Genomic DNA, 15,359 nt, shown 5'->3' with positions numbered 1-15,359 from the left:
GCGCGCGCCTTCACTCCCGACCGGTGGTGCGCATGGTGATGTTGATCCTGCCCCCGCCGAGATGGCTCAACCGTCCGGCATCCGGTGCGGTCCCCGATTGGATCGAGCGCACACCGTGGAAAGCGAACCGGGCCGGACCCCCGAAGACGAAGGCGTCCCCGGACGCCAGACGCAGATCCTCGTAGGGGCGATTGCGGTGCTCGGTGTTGCCGAATCGGAAGAGGCACGTATCACCGAGGGACAGTGAGACGACGGGGGCCGGATCGAATTCGTCCTTGTCCTGGTGCATGCCCATCTTCGACTGCGCATCGTAATGGTTCACAAGAGCCACATCCGGATGGTAGCCGGTCGGATCGAACCCCCAGGATGCGGCGGTGCCGGCTGGCAGGTCGTCGGCGCCGTCGACGACCTCCGTCGCGGACTGCAGGACCTGGCGACCCAGGCGGGTCATCCAGTCGGGGAAGGCGAGGACCGCGGCGCCGTTGACGTCGACGGCTCGACGGTCGTAGCGACCCGGTCGCCAATGCCAGCCCAGGCCGATCGTTCTCACGCTCATCGGATGCCCGGCGATGGTGGTGGCATGAGGCGGGACGGGACCGGACTGCCATTCGGCGCAGCGTGCGATGATCCAGGACTGGGCCCGATCGGACAGGAACGCCGGCAGCCACACCGCGCCCGGAGCGACGATGCGCGGACGACGGTCGAAGGCCTCATCGGCGAAGAGCGAATCCATGCCCTTCAGGATGCCAGATGGGCAGCGGACCGGCACAGCCGCCCTTGCTCGGGCCCGTCCGGATGGGTCAGCGACACAGACGATGCGGGGCCGGCGGCCGCAGCCACCGACCCCGCGAGTCCTTCCGTGCGGATCAGAGTTCGCCGACGGGAACCTGTTCATCGCGCAGGCGCTCGGCGGAGACCTCCTTGCCGATGAGGGCACGGAGCTCGTCACCGTACTCCCAGACGTTGACGTTCATGGCCGCGGTGACCCGACCGTCTCGCGTCCAGAACACGATGAATTCGCCGCTGGACTGATCGCCCCGGATGACGACCTCGTCGGTGGCGCTGCCGTGGCCGACGTATTCCATACCGAGGTCGAACTGATCGGTGTAGAAGTACGGCTGCCAGTCGTAGGCCTTCGAGCCGCCGGTGACCGTCGACGCCGCGACTTCGGCCTGTCTGACGGCGTTGTCCCAGTGCTCGATGCGCAGACGCTCATTGCGCAGAGTGTTCTGGGCGTTCGCGATGTCACCGATGGCCAGGATGCTTCCGTCGGAGGTCCGCATGTGCTCATCGACGACAACGCCGTTGTCCGTGCTCAGCCCCGCCGAGGCGGCCGTGTCCACGGTGGGATCCGCGCCGATGCCGATGACGACGAGATCGGCGGGCACACTTCCGGCGCTGGTCTCGACGGCTTCGACGGCGGTGGAACCGGTGAAGGACGTGGTGTTCGCCTCCTTGAGGAAGGTCACACCGTTCTTCTGGTGGAGGTCTTCGAAATGCTGTCCGAGTTCCTGACCGAGCACGGACGACAGCGGAGGCGCATCCGAGTTGAGGATGACGGTGACATCGCAGCCGTTGAGCTTCGCTGCTGCGGCGACCTCGAGTCCGACCCAACCGCCGCCGATGACGGCGACCTTCTTGCCCTCGCCGAACTGTCCGCGGATGGCCACGGCGTCTCCGGCATCCCGGAGAGTGTGGATGTTGGCCAACTGGGCCCCCGGCACGTCGAGGGTGCGCGGGGTCGAGCCGGTCGCCAGGATCGCCTGTCCGTACTGGAGCTGCTCGCCGTTGTCGAGGGTCACCGTCTGTGCGGCCGGATCGATGGAAGTCACCGCTGTGCCGAAGAACGTGCTGACATCATGCGCCGAGTACCACTCATCGCCGCGCAGAGCGGAATCAGTCGGGTCCGAGCCCTCGATCATCACCTTCTTCGACAGATCCGGGCGGTAGTAGGGGGCAGCCGGATCGGCGCCGACGAGAGCGATCGAGGCGGCGTAACCGGCGTCTCGCAGCGATTCGACGACGGTGCCACCACCGATGCCGGCACCGATGACGACTGTTCCGAATTCCTGAGCCATAACACGTCCTTTCATCGAGGGGACTCACTGCCGACTGTACCCGCCGAGCAGACCCGTCACCAGGAGTGCGACTGCCAGGCGAACGGCATCGGCGGCCGTTTTGGTCTGTTGTGGGGTTCGGGCGTAAGCTGAGATGCGAAAGGGGCTATAGCTCAGTTGGTAGAGCGTCTCGTTCGCAATGAGAAGGTCAGGGGTTCGATTCCCCTTAGCTCCACAGACACTCTTGGACGCACTCCGTCCCCGGTCCGGCCCGCACCTGACGGGTCTATTGCAGCCCCCGAGCTTCCATGACATATTCGACGCATGGACGGCATTCATCCTCTCGATGCTCAGGCGCTGGCAGGTTTGCGCTTCTCCGCGGCCACGGCCGCTTTCCAGATCGAAGGTGCACGCACCGCTGATGGGCGTGGGCGCTCCATCTGGGATGACTTCGTTGACACTCCGGGAAATGTCGTCGACGGCAGCACAGCAGAACCGGGACCGGACAGCTATCACCGGTTCGACGAGGACATCGCACTGCTCGCCGGTCTCGGCATCGACCGCTACAGGTTCTCGATCTCCTGGACTCGAGTCATTCCGGAGGCGGGCACCGACCCGAGCGTGAACACGGCGGGCCTCGACTACTACGACCGCCTCGTCGACGGGCTTCTGGCCGCCGGGATCACACCGGAACCGACTCTCTACCACTGGGACCTGCCGGTGGCTGTGGAAGCGGCCGGCGGGTGGCTCGATCGCGACACCGCCCACCTCTTCGGTGACTACACTGCGGCCGTGGCCGAACGCTTGGCAGACCGTGTCCACCACTGGTACACCATCAACGAACCGGCCTCGACCTCACTGCAGGGCTACGCACTGGCAGAACTCGCTCCCGGACACACGATGCTCTTCGACGCCCTGCCCACCGTCCACCACCAGCTGCTGGCCCACGGCATCGCCGCGACGATCCTGCGCGACCACGGCGCCCGACAGGCCTCGCCGACGATCAACCACAGCCTCATTCTGCCCGAGACCTCTGCGGAGACGGACCTCCTGGCCGCCGGTACGCTCGACAGCATCCTCAACCGGCTCTTCGCCGACCCGCTGATTCTGGGCACCTACCCCGATCTGACCGGTTTCGGGGTCGAGATGCCGGTGGCTGACGGGGACATGGAACTCATCTCGACCCCGAACGAGGTCTACGGCTTCAACTACTACAACCCGATCACCGTGCGCGCGGCGCAGGGTCCTCTGCCCTTCGAGATGGTGCCGACTCCCGGCGCGGCCACGACCGGATTCGGTCCGATGTGGCCGATCCGCCCCGATACGATGCGGGATCTGCTCATCGACATGAAGCACCGCTACGGGGACCGGCTGCCCCCTGTCGTCATCGCCGAGAACGGGGCTTCCTTCCCCGAACCGGACCTGTGCGAGGGGCCCATCGACGATGACCGGCGCATCGACTATCTGCGCGACCATCTGCAGGCGGTGGCCGAAGCCCTGGCCGCCGGTGTCGCCATCGACGGATACACGGTGTGGTCGCTGTTGGACAACTTCGAATGGGCCGATGGCTGGACCCAGCGCTTCGGACTCGTCCACGTCGACATGGACTCCGGGGCACGGACTCCGAAGGCCTCCTATCGCTGGTATCGCGATCTGATCGCCGCGGCCCGGGCATGAGCCCGAGCGCCGATCCCTCCCGCCGAGGCGGCTCCGGGGACCGGGTGCGCGTGTCGCCGGTGTGGATGGTGTGGTTCACTCTCGCCTGGCTGGCGATCTGGACCGTGCAGCTCACACCGATCCAACTCCTGCTTCCGCTGCAGCTGGACACCCAGAGCGGGCACTGGATCGACGGTGTCGTGTGGTCGGGGCTCGTGCTCTCGGCCGGCGGGCTGGCGGGGGTCATCTTCGCCCCTGTCGCCGGCCGGTTCTCCGATCGCACACGACTGCGGATCGGGCGCCGCCGACCGTGGGCGATCGGAGGATCGCTGCTGGCCGCCATCGGTCTCCTGCTCACCGGCAGCGCCGATGGTCCGGTGCTGGTCGGCGCGGCGTGGGTGGTCACATCGGTGGGGGTGTCAGTGATCTCGGCGGCGCTGACCGCGCTCATCGCCGATCAGCTCGACGAGCAGCGCGGAGCCGCCTCGGCCGCGGCCAGTTCGGCTCAGGCCGTCGGCATCGTCGTCGGTGTCGGAGCCATCGTGCTGCTGGGGTTGGGCACCGGCGCCTCCTATGCGGTGCTTGCCGGCTTCATCCTCGTCATCGGCACGGTCACGGCCGTTCTGCTGCCGGATCCGCCACCGCCGCACGCGGCCCTGCTCAGCCTCCACGCCCGCAGGGACCTCACCCGAGCACGCATCTCCTCTCTCGTGGATCCGAGCTTCACGAGACTGCTCATCAGCCGATTCATCGTCAACGTCGGCAATGCTCTGGGAACCTCGCTGCTGCTGTTCTTCCTGCTCTACGGGATCATGATCCCTGCCGCCGATGCCGAGGGTCGGCTGCTCGAGCTCATCGTCATCTACACGATCTTCGTCGTTCTCGCCTCCGTGATCGTCGGAATGGTCTCCGATCGGAAGGGCAACCGGAGGCTGTGGACCGTTCTGTCGGCACAGGTGCAGGCCTCCTCGGGCGTGATCATCCTGATCAGCCCGAACTTCACCACCACCGCTGTGGCCGCCGGAGTCATGGGTGCCGGCTACGGGGCATACATGGCCGTGAGCCTCGCCCTGGCCACCGACCTCCTGCTCGACCCCGATGACCATGCTCGCGACCTCAGCCTCGTCAACAGTGCCGCGAACCTCGGGCAGCTGGTGGGGCCGCTGCTGGGGGCGGGCCTCGTGGCTCTGGTCGGCGGGTTCTGGCTGCTGTTCGCCACGGCGGCGGCTGCTTCGGCCATCGGTGCCGGACTGACCCTGACCGTGCGGCCCCGACGCGCGAGTCTCCACGCCCCGGGAGCCGACTGAGCCGGACTCGAATCAGCACATGTGAGTTCGGTGCTCCCCGCGGCTCAGGCGATTCCGAGCAGCTTTCCGTTCTTGGACAGTTCGGGATCGGTGCAGGAGGACAGATCGAAGCAGCAGGGACGGCGTTTGCCGGACTCGAGCTTCGAGATCGCCACGTCCACCCGCCGAGCGCGTGTATCAGCGTTCTTCGTCGCCTTGATCCAGCGGACCCATTCCCAGCGGGCCATCGGCGTCAGGCTCTGCCACACGTTCTCGAGATCACCGGCCTCGGCCAGGGCCGCGCGCAGGTCCTGCGGCACAGTGACCTCCGGCCAGTCCCTGCGCGGGCTCAGGCTGACCGCGACCTCATCGCCGGCCGACGATTCCAGCCGTTGCCAGAGGTCGTCATCGATGCTGATCCAGTGGCCGCGGCGTCCGTCCGGTTCGACCACCGTGGTGAAGTCGGTGCCGCCGATGCTGCCACCGACCGCGACCTGCCCTCGGGAGGGCAGCCGGTCGCTGGCGGCCTGCGGCAGACGCAGGATGGGGCGCTCGCCCAGCAGCTCGAGCGTGGCCGGGAACGTGATCTCGGACTCATCGGCGGACATGGCGGCTCCTTCGGGGTCTGTCCAGTGCGATCGCACCGGACGATCGGGCAGATCGTGACCTTCAGGATAGCTCCGTTGTCCGCTCATGACTTCTCGAATCCTGACGGAACCGCCCGCACTCGGGCCCCGGTCTCAGCCGATCGCGCGCCCGACCCAGTCGGGCCGATGAGTGCCGATCCTCTCGATCCCTTCGGCGATGGTCGCCGAGAACGGCACGACGGCGTCCGCCGCCTGGTCGACGTGGAGGGCCATGATCTCCTCCGTGGCGACGAGCCGATCGGCCACAAACATCTCATAGGCCAGGTGCAGCCTCTTCTCGCCGGCGCTCACAAGATGAGGGACGACTCTCAGCTGGGATCCGAGGGCCACCTCGTCGAGGTAGCGGATATGGGATTCGACGGTGTAGAGCGAGGCCTTCGACTCAGCCCGGTAGTCGGCGTCGAGACCGAGGTGATCCATCACCTGATCGGTGGCGAAGCCGAATACGAGGACATAGAAGGCCTCGGACATGTGCCCGTTGTAGTCGATCCAGTCCTCGCTGACCTCGGTCAGATAGACGGGCAGACTGTCCGACCTCTCCGCTCGGGTCTCGGTCGGGCCCGACTCGGCTATGACAGCCTCGGTCGAGGCCGGAGCTGCGGTGGCACTCGCCTCCGTGCCATGGGCGGCGGCGAGTTCTGAGGTGAGCGTCCGCAGTGCGATGATCCCGGCGTCGCGGTGGCGGACGAGATCCGGAATCGTGCGTTGACCGCTCTCGACGTCGCAGCCGGCCACGACGTCGTCACGGAGTCTCTGGGTGAGTTCGGGCGCCGTCAGACGCGTCCACGGCGACTTCAGGGACGGTCCGAAGTGGTCGAGCATATGCGCCATTCCTCCCTCGCCTCCGGCGAGGTGGAAGGTGAGCATCGGGCCCTGGAACGGCCAGCGCAGGCCGGGACCGTCGGTGATCGAGCGGTCGAGCTGCTCGACGGTGGCCTCGCCCTGCTCGACCATATGCAGGGCCTCGCGCCACAGCGCTTCCTGGAGCCGGTTGGCGATGAAGCCCGGGACCTCGCGGTCCATCCGGATCACGGACTTGCCGATACGGTCGTAGAAATCGGCTGCCCAGTCGACTGCGGCAGCCGAGCTCTCCTGGCCCCCGACGACCTCGACGAGGGGGATGAGGTAGGGCGGGTTGAACGGGTGGCCGACGACCAGGCGCTCGGGATGGGCCGCCTCGGTGGCCATCTCGGTCATGCTGTAGCCCGAGGTCGAGGAGCCGATGACGATGCTCGGCTCGCAGACGGCATCGATCTGGGCCAGCAGCCGGCGCTTGAGGGCCAGATCCTCCGGAGCCGACTCCTGGACGAAGCCGGTGCCGGTCACCGCCTCGGCCAGGTCGGTGTGCACCGACCAGGCGGTGCGGTCGGCTGCGGCGATCATGTCGAGTTCGGTCAGTGCCGGCCAGGCCGCGTCGAGCAGGCGGGAGAACTTCTGTGCGGCATCGGGAGCCGGATCCCAGATCCTGACCCGGAAGCCCTGGGCGAGGAAATAGGCCGCCCAACCTCCTCCGATGGTGCCGGCACCGACGCAGGTGACCGTGGTGATCGAGTCGAAGTCCGGGTGGGCGGCAGCGGCGGTGGGATCGTTCACAGATCTGCTCCTGTGATGGTCGGGGTCTGGACGCGCAGGTCGAGGATCTCGCGGGCTTCGGCCGGGCTGGCCACGTCCGCGCCGAGGCTTGTGATGATGTCGACGGCGCGGGAGGTGAGATCGGCGTTCGTGGCCTTGACTCCCTTGGACATGTAGAGATTGTCCTCGAGGCCGACACGGGCGTGACCACCGGCGAGCACGGACTGCGCGACCCAGGGCAGCTGGTTGGCGCCGATGGCGAACGAGGTGAACTGGGCGCCGGTGGGCAGCATGTCGACCATGGCGGCCAGCAGCCCCGGATCGGCGGGCGCACCGTAGGGGATGCCCATGCACAGCTGGTACAGCGGCGGAGCATCGATGAGCCCCTCTTCGACGAGCACGTTCGCGAACCACAGGTTGCCGGTGTCGAAGATCTCGAGTTCGGGCCGCACGCCCAGGGCCTGGATCCGCTTCGACCCCTCCCTGAGCATGTCCGGGGTGGAGACGTAGATGTTCGACCCTTCGCCGAAGTTGAGGGTCCCGCAGTCGATCGTGCAGATCTCGGGCAGCAGCTCTTCGACGTGGGGGAGACGGTCGAGGGCGTTGATGAGGTCGGTGCCCGGCATCGTCGTCAGGGGGTCCTGCGGGTCGACGACGAGGTCACCGCCCATGCCGGCGGTGAGGTTGATGACCGGGTCGACATCGGCTGCGCGGATCCGACGGACGACCTCACGGTAGTGGGCGACCTCGCGTGAGCCCTGCTTGGTCTCGAGGTCACGCACGTGGATGTGGACGACGGAGGCTCCGGCACGGGCGGCGGCGATCGCATCGTTCGCGATCTCCTCCGGGGAGACGGGCACGTGCTCGCTCTTGCCGGTGGTGTCCCCGGCTCCGGTGACGGCACAGGTGAGGATGACCTTGCGGTTCATGGTGACTCCTTCTTCTCTTCGGTGGGCACAGTCTCTTCGGTGGTCGTGGTCTCGTCGGTTATGTCGGGGTGCATGATGGAGCGGCTGAGGTAGGACCGCAGTCGGGTCGTGAAGGTCTCGGTGTCCATGACGCCGGTGAGCACCTTGATTCCGAGCCCGTCGAGCAGGGAGGTGAGTTCATCAGCCATGGCACGGACGTCGCCGGACCGGAAGCTGCCGGTCCGCTGTCCTTCGGCGAGTGTGGTCTCGACGGTGCGCGACCACCGTTCGTAGCTGCGGGGATAGTCGGCCAGGGAGGAGTCCTCCAATGCCAGCCGGGCCCAGGTCTGCAGCCAGATGGACCACTCGCCGCGTTCGGTCCGCCCCAGCGGCGACTGCAGTTCGAGCAGACGTTCGAGCCTGAGGGCGGGATCGTCGATATCGGCCAGCCAGGCGATCTGCCGGTCGAAGGCGAGTTTGACCGAATGGTCGAGGGCGGCTTCGAAGAGTTCGGCCTTGTTCGCGAAGTGATAGTGGATGCTCGGCGCCGAGACTCCGGAGGCGGCGGCGATGTCGGCGATGCGCACGGCATCGAAGCCGTGCCGGCCGAACAGCGTCCAAGCGGTCTGAACGATGTGGCGCTTCGGGGTGGACTCCTCGGGAGAGTCGCCTGCGCTCGCCGTGGGGTTCGGGGGAGGTGCGGACACCTGCGACTCGTCACCGAGCAGCCAGCGGACGGTGACACCGGTGGCGGTCGCGAGGCCGAGCAGCTCATCGGCGGTGAATCGGCGGCGTCCGGACAGGGCCTTGGACAGTTTCGTCTCATCGATGCCGATCGCCTCGGCGACACGGCGCTGGGACAGGCCGGCACCGGTGATGGCTTCCTTGGCTCTGATCGCAGTCGAACCGGGAGGGCGGTCGGGGCTCATGGGGCGAACCTACCCGAGACGCGAATCGATTCGCAAACTTTTATGACTGAAAGTCAGAACTTGCGATTCTCCGTGCTCCTGCACAAAGGACGACTGTGCCGTTAGTCTCGTACTCGATGGCAGATCCCGTCACCGTCCACAGCCTCGAGGAGCACCCATGACCGACAGCCTTCATTCCCGTATGCACGTCGTCTCCGACGAGACCCGCAATCTGGTCAACCTGGTGCTCGAATACTCGCGCCGCCGCACCTTGGCCGAGGACACCCCGCTGGACCATCCGACCTCGGAGGCCGAGCTGCGTCGATTGGCCGGACCCACCGTCACCGAGGAGGGGCTGGGCTCGGCGCGGGCACTGGCGATCTTCGAGCACATCTTCGCCCCCGCCTGCATCTCGACCGACCATCCGAAGTATCTGTCCTTCATCCCCAGCGCACCGACGAAGGCCGCAGTCGCCTTCGACCTCGTCGTCTCCGCCAGCGCCCTCTACGGTGGATCCTGGCTCGAGGGCGCCGGCGTCGTCCATGCCGAGAACGAGGTGCTGCGCTGGCTGGCCGGCGAGTTCGGTCTGCCCGAGACCGCCGGCGGAGTCTTCGTCCAGGGCGGGACCATCGGCAACCTCTCGGCCCTCGTGGCCGCGCGCAACGCGAAGAAGGAGCAGCTGGGGGAGTCGAGACCGGCTCGGTGGGTGATCGTGTGCAGTGCCGAGGCCCATTCCTCGGTCGCCTCGGCGGCTGAGGTCATGGACGTCGACTTCGCTCCGGTGGCCACCGGCGAGGACGGGATCCTGCGCCCTGAAGGGGTGCGGCAGGCCCTGGTCGAGCACGGGGACGCGGTGATCGCGGTCGTGGCCACCTCGGGGACGACGAACTTCGGCACCATCGACGATATCGCCGGAATCGCGGCGCTGAAGGAGGAATTCGACTTCTGGCTCCACATCGACGGCGCCTACGGACTGGCCGCGATGCTCGCCCCGCAGGTCAGACATCGGTTCGCCGGGGTCGAACGGGCCGATTCGCTCATCGTCGATCCGCACAAGTGGCTCTTCGCCCCTTTCGACGCCTGTGCGCTGATCTACCGCGATCCGAACATCGGACGGCGAGCGCACACGCAGCGCGCCGAGTACCTCGACGCCCTCACCGAGGCGCAGGAGTGGAGCCCCTCGGACTTCGCCATCCAGCTCACACGGCGGCCTCGAGGGCTGCCGCTGTGGTACTCCTTGGCCAGCTACGGCGCCGAGACCTACCGGGAGGCGATCGGCCACTCGATCGACCTGGCCCGTCAGATCGCCACGGAGATCAGGCGGCGGGAGAACCTGCGGCTGGTGCGCGAACCCGAACTGTCCGTCGTCGTCTTCGAACGCGACGGCTGGCAGCGAGAGGACTACGAGGCGTGGTCGGATCGGCTGCTCGAGGATCAGCGGGCCTTCGTCGTGCCCAGCTCACATGCGGGCAGGCCCAATGCCCGGTTCGCGATCGTCAATCCGCTCACGACCTTCGACGACCTCGTCGACATCCTCGATTCGATGGACTGAGCCCGGGCGCGCGGCTCAGTCGTGCTTCGGGGTGCGGAGTTCGACGGTGAAGGCTGGCAGCAGCGCCTGGGTGATGGGGCCGATGCCCACGGCATAGACGATGGTGCCGATGCCGACGACTCCGCCGAGCAGCCAGCCGACGGCGACGACGCTGACCTCGATGAGGGTGCGCACGAGACGGATCGAGGCGCCGGTGACGCGGGAGAGGCCGGTCATCAGCCCATCGCGCGGACCCGGCCCGAACTGCGAACCGATGTACATCGCCGAGGCGGCCCCATTGAGGACGACGCCGCCGAGCATGAGTGCGATGTTCCATCCGAGGTGCTCGGGCTGGGGCAGGAACAGCCGGGTCAGGTCGAGCGAGGGGCCGATGAGCAGGGCGTTGAGGATCGTGCCGATGCCCGGCTGCTGTCGCAGCGGGATCCAGATGAGCAGCACGACGAAGGACAGCAGGGTGACGATGGTGCCGAAGGTCAGCGGCACGTGCCTGAGGATGCCCGAATGGAGCACGTCCCAGGGCATCATGCCCAGACCCGCCGTGACCATCATCGCCATGGCGGCGCCGAAGAGATAGAGCCCGATGAACAGCTGGGGCAGGCGTCGCCAGAGGCGGCCGGCGCGCAGCTGCTCGATGGGCCCGATGTTGGCCAGTCGGCGCCTCGGAGCCGGTGTCGATGTCATTCGGGTGCTTTCTGATTCGGCAGGAGATTCGCTCTTCGACCATTGTGGCCGAGATCGCGCGGTTGTGCAGACACAGCTCACCCGGGTGCGGACTCGGCCGATCTTCGAGCACGGTCTCGGGGCCGGGGGCGGGAACGCCGTCCTCGCCGGGCTGGTTTCTGCGTACCATGAGGTCATGGGAGAGAACAGCGGACTCAGTCACGATGAACAGTATTCGACGGCGCTGACGGTCGAGGATTTCCGGGCCAACATCGCCGAGGTCGACGATCGGATCGCGGCAGCGGCGTCACGGGCCGGTCGGGACCGAGCGGAGATCGAATTGCTGCCGGTCAGCAAGACCGTGCCTCAGGAGCGGATCCGCCTGGCCGTCGCAGCCGGCTGTCACAAGCTGGGGGAGAACAAGGTCCAGGAGGCACACCGGAAGTCCGAGGAGATGGCCGATCTCGACATCGACTGGTCGGTCATCGGCCATCTCCAGTCGAACAAGGCCAAGGATGTGGCGAGGTTCGCAAGCGAGTTCCAGGCCCTCGACCGGATCAAGATCGCCCGCGCCCTCGACCGTCGGCTGCAGGGAGAGGGCCGCAGCCTCGATGTCTACGTGCAGGTCAACACCTCCGCCGAGGACTCGAAGTTCGGTATGCCGCCCGAAGAGCTCCTGGGCTTCCTCAGGGACATCCGTGAGTTCGACACGCTCAAGGTTCAGGGCCTGATGACACTGGCGATCTTCTCCTCCGACATCGAACGGGTCCGCCCGTGCTTCCGGATGCTCGCCGAGCTGCGTGAGCGGGCTCGGCAGACCGATCCGGACCTCATCGGCGCCGGCCGGCTGTCCATGGGCATGTCCGGCGACTTCGAAGTCGCCATCGAAGAGGGCTCGGACTGTGTGCGTGTGGGGCAGGCCATCTTCGGCAAGCGCTCCGTGCCCGATTCCCACTACTGGCCGGAGAACGGCTGAGCACGGCCCCGATGTCGATCGGGCACCGTCGTGTCCGAAAACCGCTAGTAATTGTGCTTGGGGGCGAGCAGAATTGAGACATGCTCACCACTGACCAGCGTTATCAGGCGGTCACCTCACGTGACAGGCGCTTCGACGGCATGTTCTTCACGGCGGTGCGCACGACCGGGATCTTCTGCCGACCCTCGTGTCCGGCCCGCACGCCGCGGCCGGAGAACGTCGAGTTCTTCAGCACGGCCGCGGCTGCTGCAGAAGCCGGCTTCCGCGCCTGCCGCAGGTGCCGACCCGATGCCAGTCCGAACTCTCCGGACTGGGACACCCGCGGCGACGTCGTGGCCCGCGCCGTGCGACTCATCCGCGACGGTGTCATCGATCGCGGGGGAGTCGAAGGATTGGCCGCGGCGCTCGGATACAGTTCCCGACAGCTCGGGCGACTCATGCAGGAAGAGCTCGGTGTCGGACCGCTGGCCCTGGCCCGCACCGAGCGCGTGCGCACCGCCCGCACCCTCATCGAAGCCACGGCGATGCCGGTCAGCGACATCGCCTTCGCCGCAGGGTTCGCAAGCATCCGTCAGTTCAATGACACCTTCCGCGACATGTATTCGCTCAGCCCGAGACAGCTGCGCACCGCCGGGTCCGGGGCCGAGGTCACGGACGAACTAGTCCTCCGGCTCGCCTACCGCCGACCTCTCGACCTCGAGTACCTTCTCGACTACCTCCGGGTGCGGGCAGTGGCCGGTATCGAGACCGTCGAGAACGGGGCGTACACCCGGTCGATGCGTCTGGCCCACGGACCGGCCGTGGTGAAGCTGAGCCCGGGAGCCGGCGACTTCGTCGACTGCCGACTCCGGTTGGCCGACACTCGTGACCTCGGCAGCGCTGTGGCCCGAGCCCGGCGCCTGCTGGATCTCGATGCCGACCCCGAGGCGGTCGAGGCCACGCTGGGCGCAGCTGGTCTGGGCGGTCTCGTCGCCTCCCACCCCGGAATCCGTTCGCCCGGACACAGCGATCCCGTCGAATTGGCGCTGCGCACGGTGCTCGGACAGCAGATCTCCTTGGCCGCGGCGTCCACACATCTCGAACGCCTCGTCGCCGGGGCAGGGCAGTCGCTGCCTGGCCAGCTGCGGGCTGCGGGGGTCGACAGACTGTTCCCCACCGCCGAGGCGATCGCAGCCCTCGCACCGGAGGACTGGGCGCTGCCCGCCTCCCGGGTCCGTACGATCCGAGCGCTGTCGGCATCGCTGGCCGACGGAAGCCTCGACCTCGGCGCCGGCAGCGATCGGGAGGAGGCGAGCCGCCGACTCCTCGCCCTGCCCGGGATCGGACCCTGGAGCAACGGATACATCCGCATGCGCGCTCTCGGCGATCCGGACGTCTTCCTCGCCTCCGATCTCGGGGTGAAGAAGGCTCTGAGCGATTTCGCCACGGGTCGGGGCTCGGGCAGTGGGCAGACATGGACAGAGGCGCTGTCGGCGGCCAGCCCCTGGCGGTCCTATCTCACTCATCTGCTCTGGGCCCACCACTCGAAGACGCACCGATGAGCGAATCGCAACGCACATGACCAGACGAACAAGGAGCCCCGCCGTGATCGCACTCGATGACACCCCAACGACCGTGACCGCCCTCAACCTGCCGAACTCCTCGGCACCGGTGTATTCGACGGTGTGCGACACAGCACTGGGGCCCGTGCTGCTGACATCCGACGGCGAGCATCTGACCGGCCTCTACCTCGAAGTCTCCGATGAGATCACCCACCGCCTGCACCTGTCCTACGGTGTCGAACCGACACCGGAGAACGACCTCGCCATCTTCGCCGACACCGAGGTGCAGCTGCGGGAGTACTTCGCGGGTGAGCGCAGACGGTTCGACCTGCCGCTGGCGACACCGGGCACCGAGTTCCAACGCTCGGTCTGGCACGCACTGACGCTGATTCCCTACGGAGGCACCGCCGGCTACGGCGAACTGGCCGAAGCCCTGGGCAGGCCGGGCGCCGCCCGAGCCGTGGGCGCAGCGAACGGGAAGAACCCCATCAGCATCGTCGTCCCCTGTCACCGGGTGATCGGTGCCGACGGATCTCTGACCGGCTATGCCTGGGGAGAGGCGAAGAAACGGCATCTGCTCGATCTCGAGCAGGGGTGAGGAGACTGCCTGTCTCGCCGTACTGTTCCTTGGCGATCGTCAGATTCGCCCAGCAGTCCATCTCGGCCAGGCCGTCGGTCCCGCGCAGACGATCCAGCATCTCGACGAGCTCGTGGGCGGAATCGGCCGAGATCGTCGCAATGAAGTCATAGGCACCGACGGAGACCGCCAAGAACTCGGGCTGGAGGGCAGCCAGCCGCGGCAGCAGCTCTCCGACTGGTACGGAGGATCGAAGTCCCAAACCCAATGTGGGTGTCTCGGGCCGACCGACGCGCACGGGAATGCCGACGACCTTGATCGCCCCACCTCTGTTCAGCCGGTCGAAGCGCAGACGCGCTCCACTGGGGGACAGGCCCGAGGCCTCTCCCAGCTGCCGATACGAGGCGCGGGCATCCGTATGCAGATGTCTGATGATCGCACGATCGGCCTCGTCGATCGTCAGTGGGGCGGCAGCTGTGGGGGACGGAGAGAAGCGGTTGACCTCAATGGAGTCATAGAGCGTGGTGCGGATATCGCTGACGCCGGGAAGCTGACGAATGCTGTCGAGTGTGCGTTTCAGATGCGGATCGGGGCCGACCCTGACCTCCGCGTCCACGGAGCTCCGGCCGGCGACATCGGCGACGAAGGTGGTCTCCGACATCGACACGAGCGCTTCTCTGACAGGCTGGGCAGGGCCGGAGACGGTGATCTGAAGGTAGGCGAAGCGTTCCAGCCCCAACAGGCCCGGGTTGATCGAGACCGTCAGGCGGAGCTCGTCTCGGGCGAGCGCTGTCTGAACGATCGACGCGACCTGATGCCGGGCCAGTCCCGCCTTCGTGGCGATGCGGGCAAAACTGGCTCGCCCATCGTCGCGAAGTGCTTGAAGCACCCTGGTCCGTGATTGCTCGGACACGTTTCCCGGCACGCCGCCTCCCGGAACGACAAGGTATGTCGTTACAGTTTTGCATATTCATACCCGTCTGACTGGTGATTCATTCATCGAATGGTGTCTACGACGT

General features: G+C 67.0%; 14 protein-coding genes and 1 tRNA gene. 7 read left to right on the top strand and 8 right to left on the bottom strand.

The window, feature by feature from the left end; translation table 11 throughout:
- Window positions 1–10: 10 nt before the first annotated feature.
- Window positions 11–733 carry an alpha-ketoglutarate-dependent dioxygenase AlkB gene (locus IG171_RS07460; protein ID WP_212131055.1) on the bottom strand — a complete coding sequence of 241 codons (723 nt, stop codon included), beginning with the start codon at window positions 731–733 and terminating at the stop codon, window positions 11–13.
- 133 nt (window positions 734–866) lie between these two features.
- On the bottom strand, window positions 867–2,078 hold the full coding sequence (locus tag IG171_RS07455; RefSeq protein ID WP_212131053.1) for an FAD-dependent oxidoreductase: 1,212 nt from the start codon (window positions 2,076–2,078) through the stop codon (window positions 867–869).
- A gap of 141 nt (window positions 2,079–2,219) precedes the next feature.
- Here IG171_RS07455 and IG171_RS07450 point away from each other — a divergent pair.
- From IG171_RS07450 to IG171_RS07440, 3 genes are all read left to right on the top strand, one after another.
- Window positions 2,220–2,292: transfer RNA gene (locus IG171_RS07450), tRNA-Ala, on the top strand.
- 89 nt (window positions 2,293–2,381) lie between these two features.
- Window positions 2,382–3,734: a family 1 glycosylhydrolase gene (locus IG171_RS07445; protein ID WP_212131051.1), complete on the top strand. Its 1,353-nt coding sequence runs from the start codon at window positions 2,382–2,384 to the stop codon at window positions 3,732–3,734.
- Entirely contained in the window at window positions 3,731–5,020 is a 1,290-nt protein-coding gene (locus IG171_RS07440) for an MFS transporter (RefSeq protein WP_249204174.1), read from the top strand. Before IG171_RS07445 ends, IG171_RS07440 begins: the two co-directional genes overlap by 4 nt.
- 44 nt (window positions 5,021–5,064) lie before the next feature.
- Here the strand turns inward: IG171_RS07440 and IG171_RS07435 are convergent, their stop codons facing one another.
- The 4 genes from IG171_RS07435 to IG171_RS07420 form a co-directional block, all read right to left on the bottom strand.
- The gene (locus tag IG171_RS07435) at window positions 5,065–5,607 is read right to left on the bottom strand and encodes a YdeI/OmpD-associated family protein (protein ID WP_212131049.1); all 543 of its coding nucleotides are present in this window, start codon (window positions 5,605–5,607) and stop codon (window positions 5,065–5,067) included.
- A 132-nt stretch (window positions 5,608–5,739) separates the two neighbouring features.
- The gene (locus tag IG171_RS07430; RefSeq protein ID WP_212131047.1) at window positions 5,740–7,239 is read right to left on the bottom strand and encodes a 3-hydroxyacyl-CoA dehydrogenase NAD-binding domain-containing protein; all 1,500 of its coding nucleotides are present in this window, start codon (window positions 7,237–7,239) and stop codon (window positions 5,740–5,742) included.
- Window positions 7,236–8,147, bottom strand: coding sequence for a 3-keto-5-aminohexanoate cleavage protein (locus IG171_RS07425; protein ID WP_212131045.1), 912 nt, complete (start codon window positions 8,145–8,147; stop codon window positions 7,236–7,238). The genes IG171_RS07430 and IG171_RS07425 overlap by 4 nt, the downstream gene beginning before the upstream one ends.
- A complete protein-coding gene (locus tag IG171_RS07420; RefSeq protein ID WP_212131044.1) occupies window positions 8,144–9,055 on the bottom strand; it encodes a TetR family transcriptional regulator in 912 nt (303 codons plus the stop codon). Before IG171_RS07420 ends, IG171_RS07425 begins: the two co-directional genes overlap by 4 nt.
- 157 nt (window positions 9,056–9,212) lie before the next feature.
- On the opposite strand from IG171_RS07420, the gene IG171_RS07415 reads away from it, so the two are divergent.
- Window positions 9,213–10,586, top strand: a complete 1,374-nt coding sequence (locus IG171_RS07415; protein WP_212131042.1) for a pyridoxal-dependent decarboxylase — start codon at window positions 9,213–9,215, stop codon at window positions 10,584–10,586.
- A gap of 15 nt (window positions 10,587–10,601) precedes the next feature.
- On the opposite strand, the gene IG171_RS07410 is transcribed toward IG171_RS07415, so the two are convergent.
- A complete protein-coding gene (locus IG171_RS07410) occupies window positions 10,602–11,267 on the bottom strand; it encodes a hypothetical protein (protein WP_212131040.1) in 666 nt (221 codons plus the stop codon).
- Window positions 11,268–11,442: 175 nt separating this feature from the next.
- On the opposite strand from IG171_RS07410, the gene IG171_RS07405 reads away from it, so the two are divergent.
- From IG171_RS07405 to IG171_RS07395, 3 genes are all read left to right on the top strand, one after another.
- Window positions 11,443–12,222 (top strand): YggS family pyridoxal phosphate-dependent enzyme, encoded by a 780-nt coding sequence (locus IG171_RS07405; protein ID WP_212131038.1) that lies wholly within the window; start codon window positions 11,443–11,445, stop codon window positions 12,220–12,222.
- An 80-nt stretch (window positions 12,223–12,302) separates the two neighbouring features.
- Window positions 12,303–13,763, top strand: coding sequence for an Ada metal-binding domain-containing protein (locus tag IG171_RS07400; RefSeq protein ID WP_212131036.1), 1,461 nt, complete (start codon window positions 12,303–12,305; stop codon window positions 13,761–13,763).
- A gap of 43 nt (window positions 13,764–13,806) precedes the next feature.
- On the top strand, window positions 13,807–14,361 hold the full coding sequence (locus IG171_RS07395) for a methylated-DNA--[protein]-cysteine S-methyltransferase (RefSeq protein ID WP_249204172.1): 555 nt from the start codon (window positions 13,807–13,809) through the stop codon (window positions 14,359–14,361).
- Here IG171_RS07395 and IG171_RS07390 read toward each other — a convergent pair.
- Window positions 14,252–15,229 carry an AsnC family transcriptional regulator gene (locus IG171_RS07390; protein WP_212131032.1) on the bottom strand — a complete coding sequence of 326 codons (978 nt, stop codon included), beginning with the start codon at window positions 15,227–15,229 and terminating at the stop codon, window positions 14,252–14,254. The genes IG171_RS07395 and IG171_RS07390 overlap by 110 nt on opposite strands.
- Window positions 15,230–15,359: the final 130 nt, after the last annotated feature.

Origin of the sequence: Brevibacterium sp. SMBL_HHYL_HB1, assembly GCF_018208375.1 — a bacterium.
GTDB lineage: Bacteria > Actinomycetota > Actinomycetes > Actinomycetales > Brevibacteriaceae > Brevibacterium > Brevibacterium intestinavium.
This window is presented reverse-complemented; position numbering and strand designations above follow the sequence as displayed.

Excerpts from the sequence above, each read along its gene's own strand:
- IG171_RS07460 (WP_212131055.1), bottom strand. The coding sequence starts at position 733 with ATGGATTCGCTCTTCGCCGATGAGGCCTTCGACCGTCGTCCGCGCATC.
- IG171_RS07455 (WP_212131053.1), bottom strand. The coding sequence starts at position 2,078 with ATGGCTCAGGAATTCGGAACAGTCGTCATCGGTGCCGGCATCGGTGGT.
- IG171_RS07445 (WP_212131051.1), top strand. The coding sequence starts at position 2,382 with ATGGACGGCATTCATCCTCTCGATGCTCAGGCGCTGGCAGGTTTGCGC.
- IG171_RS07440 (WP_249204174.1), top strand. The coding sequence starts at position 3,731 with ATGAGCCCGAGCGCCGATCCCTCCCGCCGAGGCGGCTCCGGGGACCGG.
- IG171_RS07435 (WP_212131049.1), bottom strand. The coding sequence starts at position 5,607 with ATGTCCGCCGATGAGTCCGAGATCACGTTCCCGGCCACGCTCGAGCTG.
- IG171_RS07425 (WP_212131045.1), bottom strand. The coding sequence starts at position 8,147 with ATGAACCGCAAGGTCATCCTCACCTGTGCCGTCACCGGAGCCGGGGAC.
- IG171_RS07420 (WP_212131044.1), bottom strand. The coding sequence starts at position 9,055 with ATGAGCCCCGACCGCCCTCCCGGTTCGACTGCGATCAGAGCCAAGGAA.
- IG171_RS07415 (WP_212131042.1), top strand. The coding sequence starts at position 9,213 with ATGACCGACAGCCTTCATTCCCGTATGCACGTCGTCTCCGACGAGACC.
- IG171_RS07410 (WP_212131040.1), bottom strand. The coding sequence starts at position 11,267 with ATGACATCGACACCGGCTCCGAGGCGCCGACTGGCCAACATCGGGCCC.
- IG171_RS07405 (WP_212131038.1), top strand. The coding sequence starts at position 11,443 with ATGGGAGAGAACAGCGGACTCAGTCACGATGAACAGTATTCGACGGCG.
- IG171_RS07400 (WP_212131036.1), top strand. The coding sequence starts at position 12,303 with ATGCTCACCACTGACCAGCGTTATCAGGCGGTCACCTCACGTGACAGG.